Source organism: Allobosea lathyri, from assembly GCF_900108245.1.
GTDB classification, from domain to species: Bacteria; Pseudomonadota; Alphaproteobacteria; order Rhizobiales; family Beijerinckiaceae; genus Allobosea; species Allobosea lathyri.
In genome coordinates this window covers 59,150-75,717 of sequence record NZ_FNUY01000004.1, presented here as the reverse complement: position 1 = coordinate 75,717, position 16,568 = coordinate 59,150, and the positions used below count along the sequence as shown (strand labels likewise).

Annotated in this window: 16 protein-coding genes; 10 read left to right on the top strand and 6 right to left on the bottom strand. The window is 62.1% G+C overall.

Annotated features, from left to right (window positions below; all coding sequences use genetic code 11):
- Positions 1-76: 76 nt before the first annotated feature.
- Positions 77-358, bottom strand: a complete 282-nt coding sequence (locus tag C4S73_RS27905) for a hypothetical protein (protein ID WP_146071323.1) — start codon at positions 356-358, stop codon at positions 77-79.
- A gap of 31 nt (positions 359-389) precedes the next feature.
- Here C4S73_RS27905 and C4S73_RS10885 point away from each other — a divergent pair, with 31 nt between their 5' ends.
- The 5 genes from C4S73_RS10885 to C4S73_RS10865 all read left to right on the top strand — a co-directional run bounded on the left by C4S73_RS10885 (position 390) and on the right by C4S73_RS10865 (position 5,060).
- On the top strand, positions 390-1,049 hold the full coding sequence (locus C4S73_RS10885; protein ID WP_280177589.1) for an ABC transporter permease: 660 nt from the start codon (positions 390-392) through the stop codon (positions 1,047-1,049).
- Between the two features lie 56 nt (positions 1,050-1,105).
- Positions 1,106-1,831, top strand: a complete 726-nt coding sequence (locus C4S73_RS10880; protein WP_103872888.1) for an ABC transporter permease — start codon at positions 1,106-1,108, stop codon at positions 1,829-1,831.
- A gap of 12 nt (positions 1,832-1,843) precedes the next feature.
- A complete protein-coding gene (locus tag C4S73_RS10875; protein WP_280177588.1) occupies positions 1,844-2,620 on the top strand; it encodes an ABC transporter ATP-binding protein in 777 nt (258 codons plus the stop codon).
- A gap of 10 nt (positions 2,621-2,630) precedes the next feature.
- Positions 2,631-3,509: a transporter substrate-binding domain-containing protein gene (locus tag C4S73_RS10870; protein WP_103872529.1), complete on the top strand. Its 879-nt coding sequence runs from the start codon at positions 2,631-2,633 to the stop codon at positions 3,507-3,509.
- A 132-nt stretch (positions 3,510-3,641) separates the two neighbouring features.
- On the top strand, positions 3,642-5,060 hold the full coding sequence (locus C4S73_RS10865; RefSeq protein WP_103872528.1) for an FAD-binding oxidoreductase: 1,419 nt from the start codon (positions 3,642-3,644) through the stop codon (positions 5,058-5,060).
- Positions 5,061-5,411: 351 nt separating this feature from the next.
- Here the strand turns inward: C4S73_RS10865 and C4S73_RS10855 are convergent, their stop codons facing one another.
- Entirely contained in the window at positions 5,412-5,801 is a 390-nt protein-coding gene (locus C4S73_RS10855) for a hypothetical protein (protein ID WP_146071322.1), read from the bottom strand.
- A 301-nt stretch (positions 5,802-6,102) separates the two neighbouring features.
- Positions 6,103-6,387: a hypothetical protein gene (locus tag C4S73_RS10850; RefSeq protein WP_103872525.1), complete on the bottom strand. Its 285-nt coding sequence runs from the start codon at positions 6,385-6,387 to the stop codon at positions 6,103-6,105.
- A 233-nt stretch (positions 6,388-6,620) separates the two neighbouring features.
- Between C4S73_RS10850 and C4S73_RS10845 the strand changes: the two genes are divergently transcribed.
- Positions 6,621-7,991, top strand: coding sequence for a polysaccharide biosynthesis/export family protein (locus C4S73_RS10845; RefSeq protein ID WP_160115725.1), 1,371 nt, complete (start codon positions 6,621-6,623; stop codon positions 7,989-7,991).
- A gap of 15 nt (positions 7,992-8,006) precedes the next feature.
- On the opposite strand, the gene C4S73_RS10840 is transcribed toward C4S73_RS10845, so the two are convergent.
- The 3 genes from C4S73_RS10840 to C4S73_RS10830 all read right to left on the bottom strand — a co-directional run bounded on the left by C4S73_RS10840 (position 8,007) and on the right by C4S73_RS10830 (position 11,657).
- On the bottom strand, positions 8,007-9,161 hold the full coding sequence (locus tag C4S73_RS10840) for a glycosyltransferase (protein WP_103872886.1): 1,155 nt from the start codon (positions 9,159-9,161) through the stop codon (positions 8,007-8,009).
- A 65-nt stretch (positions 9,162-9,226) separates the two neighbouring features.
- Complete coding sequence (locus tag C4S73_RS10835; RefSeq protein ID WP_103872523.1) at positions 9,227-10,852, bottom strand: tyrosine-protein kinase domain-containing protein; 1,626 nt, start codon at positions 10,850-10,852, stop codon at positions 9,227-9,229.
- A gap of 112 nt (positions 10,853-10,964) precedes the next feature.
- A complete protein-coding gene (locus C4S73_RS10830) occupies positions 10,965-11,657 on the bottom strand; it encodes a sugar transferase (protein WP_244595551.1) in 693 nt (230 codons plus the stop codon).
- 590 nt (positions 11,658-12,247) lie between these two features.
- Here C4S73_RS10830 and C4S73_RS10825 point away from each other — a divergent pair.
- From C4S73_RS10825 to C4S73_RS10810, 4 genes are all read left to right on the top strand, one after another.
- Positions 12,248-13,129, top strand: a complete 882-nt coding sequence (locus C4S73_RS10825; protein WP_244595550.1) for a glycosyltransferase family 4 protein — start codon at positions 12,248-12,250, stop codon at positions 13,127-13,129.
- A 148-nt stretch (positions 13,130-13,277) separates the two neighbouring features.
- On the top strand, positions 13,278-14,465 hold the full coding sequence (gene glf, locus C4S73_RS10820) for a UDP-galactopyranose mutase (protein WP_103872885.1): 1,188 nt from the start codon (positions 13,278-13,280) through the stop codon (positions 14,463-14,465).
- 16 nt (positions 14,466-14,481) lie between these two features.
- A complete protein-coding gene (locus tag C4S73_RS10815; RefSeq protein WP_103872520.1) occupies positions 14,482-15,579 on the top strand; it encodes a glycosyltransferase family 2 protein in 1,098 nt (365 codons plus the stop codon).
- Entirely contained in the window at positions 15,576-16,553 is a 978-nt protein-coding gene (locus tag C4S73_RS10810; RefSeq protein ID WP_103872519.1) for a hypothetical protein, read from the top strand. Before C4S73_RS10815 ends, C4S73_RS10810 begins: the two co-directional genes overlap by 4 nt.
- Positions 16,554-16,568 lie beyond the last annotated feature (15 nt).

Here is a 16,568-nt window from a genome sequence, read left to right as displayed (position 1 = left end):
CAGGCAGATCATTCCCGTGATTGCCTTGGCGCCATCACGTCGATCGTCGTTAAGCGCTTCGCTCCTGTGGCATTGCTCACGTCGCCTGGGCACTACGGTTGCAAAGCTTGACGCCTCCGAAAGATTGTGATTTTTGTCCGACAACCAAACGTTTGTTAGGCTCAAAATATGAGCGCGCAAAATGCGTTGGATTGGGGGCTGCCGTGACCACGATCAAATCACCACGCAATGCCGACGGCGGATACGAGGGACCATGCGGTGAAGGCCAGGCCGCGCTTTCGATCCTGATGGATCTGGCGTGACCGCCTCGTCTGTCTGAAATCCGCGAGACGTCATCCATGTCGATATTCTCGCTCATGAGCTTTGGCTCCGAAGGCTGGGGGCTGGCGATGGTGTTCGCCGCCGGCGTGACGCTGTCCGTTGCTGCCTGCGGCTTCCTCATCGGTTCCGTGATCGGCAGCCTCATTGCCTGGGTGAAGCTCTCGGGCGGCGTCATGGCGCGCGGCGCGGCAGATGCGTACACCACGGTTCTCCGCGGCATTCCGGACCTTCTCGTCATCTACCTCTTCTATTTCGGGGGCAGCGCAGTTCTGAGCAGCATTGCGGGGCTTTTCGGTCCCGGCGGCTTTGTCGGCGTGTCCGGGTTCGCTGCGGGCGCTGCCGCGATCGGCATCATCTCCGGCGCTTATCAGTCGGAGGTGTTCCGAGGCGCCTATACGGCGCTGAACCGGGGGGAGATCGAGGCCGCGAAATCCGTGGGCATGCACCGCGCCTTGATGTTTCGCCGCATCATCGCGCCGCAGGTGCTGCGATACGCCATTCCGGGGCTGGGTAATGTCTGGCAACTGGCTTTGAAGGAGTCGGCGCTGGTCTCTGTCACCGGGCTTGTCGAACTCCTTCGCCAGTCGGCGATCGGCGCGGGGTCGACGCGTCAGCCCTTCAGCTTCTACCTCGCCGCAGCCGTGCTTTACCTGGCCATCACCACGGTCTCGTCATGGGGCTTTCGGCGCGCCGAGACCTACGCGATGCGCGGCGTCCGGAGAGCCTGAATGCATCCCGCTCGCAAGCCGGCCGCCCTGAAACATCCGGAAAAGCGGAGCCCATGATGGACGCTGCATTCATGGGCGAAACCTTCCTGAGGTTGCTGGGAGGGCTGCCTCTCACGCTCAACCTCACCTTCGCGTCGGTCGTGTTGGGCTTGGTCGTCGCGATGTCGCTGGCTGCGATGCGCATGTCGGGCGTGCCCGCGCTCGACTGGTTTGCACGAGCTTATGTCTTCGTGTTTCGCGGAACGCCGCTGCTTGTTCAGATATTCCTTATCTATTACGGGCTCGGGCAGTTCCGGCCGAGCCTGCAGGCAATGAACCTGTGGGGCTTCTTCCGCGAGCCGTATTGGTGTGCGCTGCTCGCCCTGACCCTGAATACCGCCGCCTATGTGAGCGAGATCATGCGGGGCGGGCTGCAGTCGGTTCCGGCAGGCCAGATCGAGGCGGCGCGCGCCTGCGGGATGTCGCGGCTGCTGCTCGCCCGCCGCATCATCCTGCCGATCGCGGTGCGGCAGGCACTGCCCGGCTATGGCAACGAAATCATCTTGATGGTGAAGGCGACGTCGCTGGCGTCGATCATCACGATGATGGAAGTGACCGGCATTGCGCACAAGCTGATTTCCGAGACCTTCCGCGCGATCGAGATCTTCATCTGCGCCGGGGCGATCTATCTCATCCTCAATTTCCTGGTGACGCGGGCCATCCAGGCGCTCGAGTACCGGCTTTCTCCGCATCTGCGGAACGCGCCGTCACCAATGCCGCGCCTCGTGGCGGCCTCAGAGTAGCGGAGACGATCGGTGACCTTGCTGTCCACACCTGCTGTGTCGGTGCGCGATCTGCGCAAGAGCTTCGGCTCGTTGGAGGTTCTGCGCGGCATTTCGCTCGACGCAGCCGAGGGGCAGGTGATCTCGATCCTGGGCTCGTCCGGTTCCGGCAAATCAACGATGCTTCGCTGTATCAACATGCTGGAAACGCCGGATGCGGGCGAGATCGCGATCGGTGGGGAGGTCATCGCACTGCGCAAGGGCAGGCACGGCCGCACCGAGCCGGTCGATCGCGGCCAGGTCGACCGCATTCGCTCTCGCGTCGCGATGGTCTTCCAGAGCTTCAATCTCTGGTCGCATCTGACGGTGCTCGAGAACGTCATCGAGGCACCGGTGCATGTGCAGAAGCGGCCTCGGGCCGAGTGCATCGCCGAGGCGGAAGCCTTGCTGACGCGGGTCGGCATTGTCGACAAGCGAAATCATTATCCGGCTCACTTGTCCGGTGGCCAGCAGCAGCGCGCCGCGATCGCGCGCGCACTCGCCATGAAGCCGAAGCTGATGCTGTTCGACGAGCCGACCTCGGCGCTCGATCCGGAACTCGTGGGTGAGGTTCTGCGCGTCATGCGGTCGCTCGCCGAAGAGGGCCGCACAATGCTCGTGGTGACGCATGAGATGGGCTTTGCCCGGGACGTCTCGTCCCGCGTCGTGTTCCTCCACAAAGGGGTGGTGGAGGAGGACGGCCCGCCCGGTGAGGTGTTCAGTTCGCCCACCTCGCCGCGGTTTCGACAATTCATCTCAGAACATCGTTAGGAGGGACGCCATGACAGATTCGAAGACCCGCCGCTGGCTACTTGCGAAGACCCGCCGCTGGCTGCTTGCGCTTGGCGCATGCGCATTGCTTGCTCCTGCCGCGCAGGCGCAGCAGGCCAAGGAGATCACTATCGCGACGGAAGGCGCCTTTGCGCCCTGGAACCTCACCGAGCCAAGCGGCAAGCTGGGCGGTTTCGATGTCGAGCTGGCCAATGACCTCTGCCGCCGGATGAATGCGAAGTGCAAGATGGTCGGTCAAGACTGGGCCGGCATCATCCCGGCTCTTCAGGCCGGAAAGCACGACGCGGTGATGACGGGGATGAACATCACCGACAAGCGGCTCGCGGTGATCGGCTTTTCGAAGCCCTACGCGACCAGCCGCCATGTCTTTGCGACGATGAACGATCGCGACATCCTCAATCTCCCCAAAAATGGCGAGCTGATCGACATCACCTCCCTGAACGACGATGGCAAAGCCACCATCGAGCAGATGAGGAAGAGCCTCAAAGGGAAAACGATCGGCGTCCAGACATCGACGAACGCGCTTGCCTTCCTCGAAAATTTCTTCAAGGGCGATATCCAGATCCGCGAATACAAGACCTCCGAGCAGCATGATCTCGATCTCTCGGCCGGCCGTATCGATGCGGTGTTCGTCGACTATGCATCGGCAATGGCCTCGCTCGAGAAGAAGGAGTTGCAGGGCATGACCGTTGCCGGCCCGGCTTTCCGTGGCGGCCTTCTCGGCCGCGGTGTCGCGATCGGGTTGCGCAAGGATGATGGCGGGCTCAAGCAGAGCTTAGATCAGGCCATCGATCAGGCGCTCGCGGATGGCACGATCAAGACGCTGTCGCTCAAGTGGTTCAAGTCGGACATGTCGCCCCCGAAGTAACGACACGGCCTGGCGGGTTCAAAGTCTGGCTTCAGTAAGCAAGCTCTGGCAGGCTCGGTTGTGATCCGAACCTGCCAGAGTCCGCCTCCATGTTCCAAGCCAAATACCGAGCACAAACGACCGAGCACAGACATGATCGCCACCAGACATCTCGACGCCATCGGCGCGATCGTCGGCCACAAGGGATTGATCACCGACGCGGCCGACATGCGCGGCTACGAGATCGGTGCGCGCTATGACGAGGGCAGGGCTGCCTGTGTCGTTCGGCCAGGCACTACCGAAGAGGTCTCCCGCGTCGTCGCCTATGCGGTCTCGAACGGTATTCGTCTCGTGCCCCAATCCGGGAATACCGGCGTGGTCGGTGGATCGACGCCCGATTCGTCGGGAACGCAGGCCGTGCTCAGTCTCGACCGTCTCAACGCGGCGCCTGAGATCGACATACCGAACCGGACGGTCAAGGTCGGAGCGGGCGTGCGCCTGTCCGCGCTCAACGAGGCCCTGGCAGTGCATGGGCTGTTCCTGCCGATCGATCTGGGAGCCGATCCGATGATCGGCGGCATGGTCGCCACGAATACCGGCGGCGCCCGCTTCCTGCGCTATGGCGCGATGCGGCGGCAGGTTCTGGGGCTGGAGGTCGTGCTGCCAGACCATGACGGCACGATCCTGGACCTGACCACAGGCCTCCGGAAGGACAATGCCAGCCTCGATCTCAAGCAGCTCTTCGTCGGAACGAGCGGGGCTTTCGGCATTGTCACAAAGGCGGTTCTCGAGGTGCAGCGCCTGCCGCAACAGGTTGCGACCGCATTGCTGGTGCCGCGCGACGGCGAAGCCATCCCGCTCCTGCTCACGGCGCTGGAGGAGGCTTGCGGGGAATATCTGACGGCCTTCGAGGGCATTTCGCGCAATGCGATGAAGCACGCGCTTGGCCATGTCGGGCATTTGCGAAACCCTTTCGCGCGCGGCGAAATCCCGCCTTATGCGATCCTGGTCGAACTCACCCGGAGCTGGCCTGAGCGAGCGCAGGAACTGGCGCTTTCGGATGTGCTCGAAAGTGTTCTCGCCGAACAGTTCGAGCAGGATGACGCGCTGTTGAGCGATGCATTGGTCGGCCGGCCGGAGGAGCTTTGGGCTTTGCGTCATTCCCTGTCGGAGGGGCTGAAGGCGGCAGGGCATGTGATCGCCTTCGACCTCTCCCTGCGGCGGTCGGACCTCGTCTGCTTTCGCAACGAGATCATTCCGCTTCTCGCTACGGAGTTCCCCGAGCTGGAGGTCTGCGATTTCGGGCATATTGCCGATGGCGGCGTGCACTTCAATCTCGTGCATCCCGGCAAGCCGGACGCCGCCTATATCGGTCGCGTGCGGGCGATAGTGCTGGATATCGTCATCGGCCGATATCGCGGCAGCTTCACCGGCGAGCATGCGCTCGGCCGATCGAACCAATCGCTTTACGATCACTACACGCCGGAGCTGGTGAAACGGCTTTCCGGGTCGCTACAGGGCGCCTTGACCGAGGTCGCGATCGGAAATGTGCGTTTCTCCGCTGCGATCTGACAGCTCGTTTAGTGTCATGGGGTGAAGCCGCGTGCCGCTTCCTGCGGCAAGAATGACGCGAAACCGCTCAAGACAAGAGACGCAAGACGCAAGCCCGGGTCGAGGCTTGCCATGGCGGCATGGAGAGGCCGTAACGGTCGGCAATCAGGCTGCAATCCAGCCGGGGGGCAAGCGGCGAGATGCGCGGCCGCTGCTCGATCGTCGATAGCGTCGCGTAGAGGATCGCCAGAAGCATGAGCCAGCCAAGCAAGGCGAATAGCGGGCGAGAACGCTCCCATATCGACAGCAGTCGGGTTCGGCCTCGCTCCGGGCCGCTTCGAGCCGTGAGGAACGCGTGCATGCCCGGCTGCATCATTGCGGCGACGGCGGGGTGGATCCGAGGATACGCTGCTCGATCACGCCGGCGGGATCGTCCTCCGAACCCACAAGCTCAAGCAGCCGCGTATAGATCGCGTGCTGGGATCGCAGCGTCTTCAATCGCCGGTAGGCGTTCATCATTTCCGCTTCGGCTTCGACCAGGCGCTTTTCATCGGCCGGCTCGCGCTCGAAATAGACGCCGTCCTCATTGCCCATAAGTACGGCCGTGCGTGTCGAGATCTCTTCGAGGCGCAGCTTGAGACCGGTCTCCTCCCGATCGAGCGAGCTGAGCGCCTTGCGAAGCTCGCCCCTTACAGGCGCCATCCTCGCCGCATCGGTTTGCTGGTCGCGATCCGCAGACCGGAAACGCGGGATTGCCGTCATCACTCGTGCCTTTCGCCAGCGCTGCGCCGGCGCGAGAGCCAGCGCCCAGAATCGTCCACTGGTGCGAAACGCCCCGGACGTTCCGCGCGTGTCATCCCGAAAGAAATCCGCGACCCACATCCTCATCGTCCCGTCCGACCGAAGCGTTTCGCGATCCCGAAACGAGATCACGCGTTCAACAGAAGTCGATGCTTAACGAAAGGTTACAGGCAAGAGCTATGCCATAAGCTCACAGATCACGCCCGCGCGGGACGAGGCACGCGCGATTTTCACACAAGGAACGAGTACGCCTTCAGCAGGATCAGCGAGCGAGCAATTTGCTCAGGGCATCCAGGACAGGGTTGGCGCTTCTGGTGGCGCGATCCTTGGCGTTGTCGCGGGCGGCCTGACTGGGGCGGGCTGCGAGCGCGAGGGCAATGAGGATCACGAAGGCGCTGCAGACGAAAGGCGTCACGATGATCGCCAGGACGACGCCATGAGGCCAAAGCAGGGTCGCGGTGAGGGCGCCGAGCATCAGCGTAAGAACTGATAGCAGAACGATCATCGTCCCCCGCTCTTGTGCGCGCTCAATCGTCATCGCGACCATAGACGCCCTCCCGACCGAGCAAAAGCCCAAACTCAAAGGCCGGCCTGCCCGTGACCACGCGAATTCTGCGAGAGCCCGCCCGCTCGTCAGCGGGAATAGTCGAGCCCGGCAAGGCAAACCCGCGTTTGGAAATACCGCGAAAACATTAACGGAGTGGGATCGGCCGGCGCCTTGGCCACGAAATTGCTTTGCTGTGCCGGCGGCGACGCAAGAATGATCTTGAGGAGGTTATGGTGGCTGACGATTGCCCAACAGCATCGACCGGCTCCCGCCTGAATGTGGGAAGCCTATCGAGCAAAGTGTCCTCGGCGCTGCTTGCGCTCGCGCTGCTCACCGCCTTGACGCTGCCGAGTTTTGCCGACGAGGCCGACTACAAGCTCGGACCGCTCGACAAGATCAAGGTCAAGGTCTCGGAATGGCGCCCGACCTCCGGAGATGTCTTCGAATGGGCGGGGCTGACGGGCGAGTTCACGATCAATTCAGTCGGGATGCTGTCACTGCCGATCGTCGGTCCCATCCATGCCGAGAGCGCGACCACCGGCGAGATCGCGGCGATCATTTCAGAGCGGCTCAAATCCATAGCCGGGCTGGTGAAGAGCCCGAACGCGGCTGTCGAGATTTCGCAATATCGCCCGTTCTACGTCGTCGGCAATGTCGAGCGGCCGGGAGAATACGCCTACCGCCCGGGGATGAGCGTCATCCAGGCCGTCAGCATTGCCGGCGGCTTTTTCCGGCCGGACACGAACATGTCGCGCTTCGAGCGCGAGACGATCGTCACCGAAGGCGACATCAGGATCAACGAGACCCAGCGCGCGGCGCTGCTGCTGCGGCGCGACCGATTGTTGTCGGAAACACAGAATCTGGAGGCGATCCGCTTTTCAGAAGAGGTGCTCCAGCACAAGGACGAGCGTGTCGTCGCGCAAGGGATGCGCGAGGAAGGCCAGATCTTCGCGTCCCGCCTGAAGACGGCGCGGTCTCAAACCGATCTGCTGCGGCAGGCCAAGAGCCTGCTCGAGGAGGAGTTGAAGACGCTGGCGGCCAAAAGCGTGACGCAGCAGAAGCAATACGATCTGGTTCGCAAGGAACTGGATAATATCAACAGCCTGCTGAGCCGGGGTCTGGCTGTGAGTCCCCGGCAACTCGCCGTGGAACAGAACCTGGCGCAGATGGAAAGCCAGATGCTTGACCTGCTGCTCGCGACCGCGCGGACCAAGCAGGAGATCAGCCGCAACGAGCGCAACATCATCGAGCTGCAGAATCTGCGCGAAAACGAGATCAACAAGGATCTGCGTGAAACCCAGATCAGCCTGCGGCAGACCACGGACCGGATCAATTCGCTGCAGATGCTGATCTATGACTCCCAGGTTTCGGGGCCGCGTCAGCAATTGCTGCAGTCCAGCGAGGCGGCGAGGCTGAGCTTCAGGATCGTTCGCCGCCAGGACGGCAAGCTGCAGGAGATTGCAGCCGAGCAGACCGATGCGGTTCGGCCCGGCGACATCCTGAAGATCCAGAGGCCGCCCCTCGCGACGGTCGATGCCGCGGGCGCAGGCGCGGCCGTAGCGGGCTCGCTGGTTTCGCGGGCGCCGCCAGTGCTTTCCGACTGATCACAAGCTGCGGCGTCACACCTTGGCGGCCAGCGCCGGGGTCCTTTCGGCGAGAGATAGCCGCGCGCTCTCGGGCGCGGCTATCGGCGCGCACAGGCTGGCCAGATGCTGCTTCATCTGGCTCTCGAAGACACGGGTCGAGAAATTGCGAGCGTGGGCCGCGATGATTGCGGGCTTCAGCGTGAGCGCGTTGAGGCGCTGCTTCGCGTCGATGATGGCCTCGACGCTCTGTTCGTCGAAGAACACTCCTGTCACGCCATCGATGACGGTTTCAGTCGCGCCGCCGCGCCGAAATGCAATCACCGGGCGTCCGCTCGCCATGGCCTCGACGGGCACGATGCCGAAATCCTCCTCGCCCGGAAAGATCAGGGCACGGCAGCGCGAATAATGGTGCTTCAGGGCGCTGAACGGCTGCGGTCCCAGGACCGTGACATTCGGCTTGGCGATCCGGCGCAGCTCGGCGAGCATTTCCCCGCCGCCGATGATCACGAGCTTCTGGCCGGTCGCGTTGAAGGCCTGAACCGCAAGCTCGGGGCGCTTGTAGCCGACGAGTTCGCCGACCATCAGATAATAGTCGCCGATCTGGTCGTCCGGCAGCACCTCGAAGGAATCGACGTCGACCGGTGGGTAGATGACGTGTGATTTGCGGCGGTAATAGCGCTGGAGCCGCGCTGCGACCGTCTCGGAGTTGGCGATGTAATGGTCGACCCGGTTGGCCGATACGGCGTCCCAGTTGCGGATGTAATGCGCCAGGACCGGCATGATCGCGCGCGTGATGAAGCCGGAGCGGTTCCGATATTCGTGGAACATGTTCCAGATGTAGCGCATCGGGGAGTGGCAGTAGCAGACATGGATCGACCCGGGCGGGGGGATGATGCCCTTGGCCGGCCCAGACTCGCTGCTGATGATCAGATCGTAGCCGCGAAGATCGAGCTGCTCGAGGGCGAGCGGCATCAGCGGCAGGTATTTCTGATAGAAGCGCTTCGCGCGCGGCAGCCTGTTGATGAAGCTGGTCTCGATCCGATGCCGCTTGATGGCGTCGGAGATGGCCTCGGGCGCATAGACATGGGTGAAGATGTCCGCCTCGGGATAGATCCGGCACAAGGCTTCGATGACCTTCTCGCCGCCGCGCATGCCGACGAGCCAATAATGGACGATGGCTACTTTCATGAGGTTCACCCGTCCCCGCACAGATACTCGACACTCGAAATCGTTGACGTCGTCCAGGTTGGCGGTCAGCCCCGGCGTTCGTTCAGCACCGCGCCGGCGATGCCCGCATTGGCGAATTTCAGCGCCGAGATCATCTGCATCGCGTCGCTGTGGCGGGTGCGTCCGGCTTCGATGACCAGAAGGTAGCTGTCGATGATGGAGCCGATGGCCCAGGCGTCCGGCAGCACCGAAAAGCCCGGCAGATCGATGATGACGCGGTCATATTGCTCGCGCAGGCGCTTGAACAACTCCGAGGCTGCGGACGTATCGAACAGATCGCTGAAATTCGCCAGTTCATGCTCGTGGCCGATGGGCATGAAGGAGAGGTTCCTCGCCAGTGCCGGAGAGATCGCGGTGCTCAGATATTCCCCGGCCAGGACCTGGACGAAGCCGGTCGTCGAGCGCGTCTGCAGATGCACGGCAAGCCGCTCCGACAATGTCGGGTTGCGTGGGTTGGCGTCGATCAGCAGGGTCTTGCGGCCGGCGGCTGCGAAGCTGAGGGCCAGACCAAGCGCAACCTGGCTCTTGCCTTCCCCTGAATTGGCCGAGGTTACGCCGATGCACTGGCCGCCGCGATGCCCGACCTGCATCTCGAAGGATGTCCTGATCGTCCGCAGGCTCGTGCCGAATGGAGCCGCAGGCGTTTCCGCCATCACATCGACGCCCCATCGGTCCGAAGCCTCGATGGCGCTGGAGCGCAACCCGGGCGCCTGGCTTCTCAAGGCGCGAAACGAGCCGAGGTAGTTGACGCCGAGCTGGCGCTCGACCTGTGAGCGCAGGCGAATGGCCTTGCGCTTGCGGTGGCGCAAGAGAGCCAGCAAGCCGCCCGTGAGCAGTCCCAGCGAGAGGGCGAAGCCGACGATGAGAGACGTACGTGGAGCTGATGGTCCGGTGGGAGTCAGGGCTCCCGAGATCACGCGGGCATCGGCTGCGGGGAAGTTGTCGATATCGATCTTGCCGCTCTTGATCGCCTCGGTGACGGTCACGCCCTCGGCGCTCAACTCCCGGATCGGGCGTTCGAACTGGCTGCTGCGGACGGCGCCCTCGATCCGTGAGGATACCTGCTTGCCGATATAGGCGGCTGTCACGGCGTTGGCCAACTTCGCCGCCTTGAGCGGATCGGCCGATTGGAAGGACACTTGCAGCACATAGGATTGCCCGAGGCGTCGCACATCCAGCCGGCTGTCGAATTCGTTGGATACGGCGCTGTAGGAGGCCGGCGGCGGGGCTTCCGTGGCCAGCAGCGAGCGCAGGAAAGACCGCAGCGAGGGAGCGGGATTGGTGAATTCCGGGTCCTGATCGAGCCTGTGCGCCTCGATGACCGTCCGCGAAACCTGCTCTGACCTCAGAAGCTGGATCTGGCTTTCAAGCTGCGCTGTGTCGATCGAGAACTGCGCCAGCTCCCGGTCCGAGTTCTGGCGATAGGGTTCCGCCCGCCGCGGATCGAACAGAATGCGGGCGCTGCCGATATAGATGGGCCGCGAGGTGGCGATGATCGCCATCGCGATTGCAAGCGCAACCGCGACGCAGGCCAGGATCGTGCGCCAGTTCTGGCGAAACGCAACGACCAGATCCTGCTCGCTCTCAGGCTGGAAAGCCGTGCGCGAACTTTCCTCGTTCAGTCCGTTGTTGTGGCCGGTGAGCTGCAGCATGGCTAGAGCAATCGGACTCCCATCGGCACTCGCGCCGCATCAACGTAGAAGCTCGGTTCAGGCCGTCGCCGGCCGGAGATTTTACTTGAGGTTCTACTTGCGGAGGCCGGCATCACCGGCTCCCGTGCTGCTGCAGCACAGCCGGTACCGTGCGAAGGAGAATCTCCACGTCGCCCAGCAAGGTCCAGTCGCTGGCATAACGGCTGTCCAGTGCGACGCGTCGCGCATAGCTGCAATCGCTGCGCCCGCTGACCTGCCAAAGGCCGGTGAGGCCCGGAACCACCGAGAAGCAGTGAGAAAAGGTTTCGCCATAGCGATGGATCTCATCGGGCACGATCGGGCGCGGGCCGACGAAGCTCATCTCGCCCTTGAGGATGTTGATCAGCTGGGGCAGTTCATCCAGGCTGGTCTTGCGCAGAACTGCACCGATAGGCGTGATGCGCGGATCGACCGTGAGCTTTTGATTGTCCTGCCATTCGCGCATGGCGACGGGATCTCGTGCAAGGTGGTCCTGCAACGCGCCATCCGCGTCCAAAACCATGGAGCGGAATTTCAGACATTTGAACGGGCGTCCGTCTTTCCCGATCCGCGTCTGCCGAAAGAAAGCAGGGCCGCCGTCGCGGCCGCGAACAAGTAAAGCGATGCCTACCAGCAATGGCGCAAGCAGAAAAAGCGCCGTGGCCGAGGCGGCCAAGTCAAATATCTGCTTGATAGCGTATTTAAAGACCTTTCCCGATGACGAAGTACTGCGTTCATCGGAGGATGAGCGTAGGGCGAAGTCCGGAGACATGACCATTTTAGCCATCGTGGTCCCCATGCAGGCATGCGGAAGGCATCCAGAAGGTTAACGAATGGTGAATGATGCGAATACGGTGCGCAAGCCCATATTGTGCGTCGCACAACATTTGTTCGGCGCGATGCCTGCCTGCCGTATTTTGTGGCACGCTTTCACCGTTTTGGGATCGAAGTGCACGTTCTGTAGTCACTTTTTTCGGCTCTGAATCGAGCTGCGGCGAAACCTCAGGTTCCGTTCAGGTAAGAACCAGATCATTTGCGTCATGAAGCGCATAGCAATCGCTCATGCCAAGAATTCCCGTCCCGGCGCAAAGTCGTGCCACGTCAAGGCACGGACCGGATTTTGCATCCCCGACTGGGGTCTGCTGGACCAGGGAACGTCGGAGATAACAGCTCATGGAGCGGCGAGACTGGTGCATAAACGGCCGCTTTCTGACGCAGAAAATCACGGGCGTTCAACGTTATGCTCGCGAGATCGTCCAAGGCCTCGATGAGCTGATTGCCGAGCGGCACCCGCTCACGGCAGGGCTCAGGGTTGAGATTCTGATGCCGGAGGCCGGGCTTGCTCTGCCGGGATTGAAGGCGATCGAGAGCCGCACTGTGACCGGCCTCAAGGGGCATCTATGGGAGCAGATCGTGCTGCCGGCGCAGGCGAAGGGTAAAATCCTGAACCTGTGCAACACCGCGCCGGTATGGGGGCGCAACATCGTCTGTATCCACGACATGAACGTCGTCGAATTTCCTGCCAGCTATTCGCTGCAGTTCAGGCTGCTCTATAAGGCGCTGATCCCCACCGTGGCGCGGCGCGCCAGGCTCGTCACGACCGTTTCGCGTTATTCGGCGGAGAAGATCGCGGCTGTGGGCCTCGATTCGGGCGCGATCGCAGTCCTTCCCAATGGCCACGAGCACGCCAAGGCGTGGTTCCCCACGCGTTCTCCCGCAACGGAGAAAGCGGCCGGGCCGAGGACCGTCGTCGTCCTCGGCAGTGGTGCGCCGCACAAGAACGTCGCCATGCTGCGAGCGCTTGCCGGGGATATGGCCAAGGAGGGCTTGAAGCTGGCGATCGTCGGCGCTCTCGATGCGAAGGTTTTTCAGGCCGGCGGTCTCGATGCATCTCATGAGGCGATCTCGGTGGGTCGCCTGTCTGATGACGAACTCGCCGCTTTGCTGGGCGATTGCCTGTGCCTGGCTTTCCCCTCTTTCGTCGAAGGCTTTGGCTTGCCGCCGCTCGAGGCCATGGCACTTGGCTGTCCTGTTGTTTCGTCCGACCGCGCGAGCCTGCCTGAAGTCGGGGGCAGCGCCGTGCTTTATGCGGATCCGGATCAGCCGCAGGAATGGCTGAAGGCATTCCTGCGGCTGCGCGACGATCCCTCCCTGCGGGCTTCGCTCATCGAGAAGGGGCGAGTTCAGGCTGGCCAATTCTCGTGGCGCGGCTCGGCATTGGGTTACTTAGAGTCCATGGCGAAGATCGACAGGTCTTGAGGGCAGGTTTCCACGTTGTGGAGCTGCTTGTGGGTGCCGCTCTCACAAACGTTATCGGCCGGAGCGGAGGCTGGCACGGTTATTGCGGTGCAGCATCACAATTCACGGCCGGCGCGGCCGGGCGTCTCTTGTGGGGCTGGAGTTTTCCGTGAGTACACCGCAATGGATTATTGTCGGAGCAGGTTTTACCGGAGCAGTTCTTGCGGAGCGGATCGCTTCGCAGCTCGGTCAATCGGTTCTGGTGATCGATCGACGTGACCACATCGGCGGCAATGCCTACGACTACAAGGGGCCTTACGGCATCCTCGTCCACAAATACGGTCCCCACATCTTCCATACCAACAGCAAGAAGATCTGGGATTACCTGTCGCGCTTTACCGAATGGCGGCCATATTTTCATCACGTCGTCGGCCATGTCGATGGCTGTTACACGCCGATCCCGTTCAACCTGAACACGCTTGCCGACCTGTTTCCACGCCAGATGGCGGATCAGCTCTCGCAAGTCCTGATCGACACCTATGGCTACGGCAAGAAGGTCCCGATCCTGAAGATGCGCGAAGAGGCCAGCGAACAGCTCCGCTTCCTCGCGGATTACGTTTATCAAAAAGTCTTCGAGAACTACACGATCAAGCAATGGTCGCTGCGTCCCGAACAGCTCGACCCTTCGGTCAGTGCGCGTGTTCCCATCCATATCAGCCGCGACAATCGCTATTTCCAGGATATCTACCAGGCCATGCCGGCGGATGGCTATTCCGCGATGTTCGAGCGGATTCTCGCGCATGAGAACATCGCCGTGGAGACATCGACCGATTTTGATTCCGTGCGCGGCCTTTATCCCGATGCGAAGGTCGTCTTCACCGGTCCTATCGACGAATATTTCGATTTCGCCCATGGCGCGCTGCCTTACCGCAGCATTCGCTTCCGGATGTTCGAGCGCGATGAAGCTCATGTCCTTCCGGTCGGGACGGTCAACTATCCCAATGAATTCGATTTCACGCGGATCACCGAGTTCAAGCATTTGACCGGCCAGTCGGCACCGGGCAGCGTCCTGATCGAAGAGTATCCGGAAGCCTATGTGCCGGGCCGCAACGAACCCTATTACCCGATCCCGACCGACGACACCGCATCGGCGCTGCGCCCCTATCAGCAGATGGCCCAGGAATTGCGCGGCAAGGTCTGGTTCGCCGGACGGCTCGGCGACTACGCCTATTACAACATGGACCAGGCTTGCGGCCGCGCCCTGGCGCTCTTCGAGAAACAGCTCTCGCAGGCAAGGCCGCCCGAAACTGCGCAAAACGAAGCGGGGGAACGAAAAAATATGGCCGTAAGCCTATAGAATCGGGAGTGTTGTTATGAATAGCGTTTCTGTCGTTATGGCCACTTACAATGGCGAGCGGTATATCGGGGCGCAATTGGAGAGTATCCTGCGGCAAACGTTCCCGCCGCATGAACTGCTTATATCCGACGACGGCTCTACCGATGGAACCTTGCGTATCGTCTCGGCCTTCGCCGAGCGGGCTCCTTTTCCCGTGCGGGTGCGGTTCAACAGCGAGCGCCTGGGATATGGCGAGAACTTCCTGAATGCAGCGCAGTTCTGCGAAGGAACCTATATCGCCTTCTGCGATCAGGATGATGACTGGCATCCGGAGAAGCTGGAACGCTGCGTGGAGGCTCTGGAGCGCGAGGACGCTGTGTTATGCGCCCATACCGCCACGCTTATCGACGGGAACTCGGCCTATATCGGGTTCTTCTCGCAGGGAATCGCGCATGGAGCGACCTATCCGGCGCTGACGCTGCCGCCCTGGGAGGTGTTCTTCGGCTTTACGCAGGTGTTTCGGCGAGACCTGCTCGGCCTGATCAGGTTCGAGGCGCGCGGCACCGACAGCCATACGCTGCGGACCTCGCTGTCGCATGATCGCTGGATCTATTTCCTGGCTCTCAGCCTCGGCAAGACTGTCACGCTTGCTCATCCGCTCGTTGCCTATCGCCAGCATGGCAAAAACGTCTATGGCGGCCTGAAGAAGCCCTTGATGGTCCGGCTGCGCGGCAAGTTCAACGGCTCGGCCGATATCCTGCGTCAGCATATGACGATCGCGCTGCATCGGGCCGGGCTGATGGCCGATCTTGCCGCGACATCGCGCCCATCGCCCATCGCCGATCAGGCAGAGCAGGCGGCGCTTTACTGGAGGCGCATCGGCGAGACCTACGCGATGCGTATGCAGTTCTACGAAGCCCCGAGCTTTGCGGCGCGCCTGTCCCGGCTGTCGGCGATGAAAAAGCAGGGCTTCTACGAAATGGATGAAAGCGGCATCTCGGGGTGGAAGGTGCTGATGAAGGATATTGCCCTCGGGCTTCTGCGCCTGCCGCTCTCGCCTCGCGATCCGTCCGAGCGGCCGGCTCCGGAACGTCCGTCGCTTGAGCAGCCGGTTCGGGTGGAGGAGCGGCGATGACTGCGCTGGCCTGTCGCTACGGCAAGATCGCCGTCCTGGCCCCGTCGGCGTCGACGACGGGCGGCCCGGAACTGCTGCATCAACTCGTCCATGAAATCCGGCTGCATGGCGGCGACGCGGCGATCCACTATGTTCCCGATCCGACCGCCGAGGTTCCGGAGCGCTATCGTTGCTACGATACGCCTCCGCTGCGCGCGCTCGATCTCGGCAAGGGCGATTGCATCGTCGCCCCGGAGACGATGATCCGGAAGCTGCCGCTGCTTTCACCAGCCGACCGCTATGTGTGGTGGCTGAGTTTCGACTTCTTCGAAAGCAGGCGCTCCAGCAAGGCCGCACGTGTCATCGCGAATACCTACAAGGCAGCCCTGCTGCAGCTGCTGACGCGGTTGGGAACCGGCCATCTGTTCCAGTCCTATTATGCGCGCAGCCGGCTCAAGCCGCATTTGATCGGCGGCGAATTGCTCTCCGACTATCTGTCCATTGAGGCCGCCGCCCGCGACAGCGCGCCGAGGGAGGACCTTATCCTCTACAATCCCAAGAAGGGCATCGAGATCACCGATAGGCTGCGGGCCGCCTATCCCGCGCTTACTTTCGTCCCGATCATCAACATGACCAAGGCGGAGGTCGAGGCCATCTTCCGACGCGCCAAGATCTACATCGATTTCGGCGAGCATCCCGGCAAGGATCGCCTCCCGCGCGAAGCCGCGATGATGGGAACCGTCGTGGTGGTCGGTGCGCGAGGGTCCGCCGCCTTCGATGAGGATATCAACCTGACGGGGAGCTACAAGCTCGCCGTCGACGACACGCTTCCAGCGGCATTCCAAGCGCTGATCAGCGATATCCTGACCGATTTCCCGCGACATCAGGCGGTTCAGGAAGCCTATCGCCAGGTGATCACGCGAGAACGGGAGGTCTTTGCGCAGCAGGTCAGGGACGTGTTTTTCCAGCCTGTCCCAGCAGCTGCTTCACACTGACGGAAGCCAGGGGTC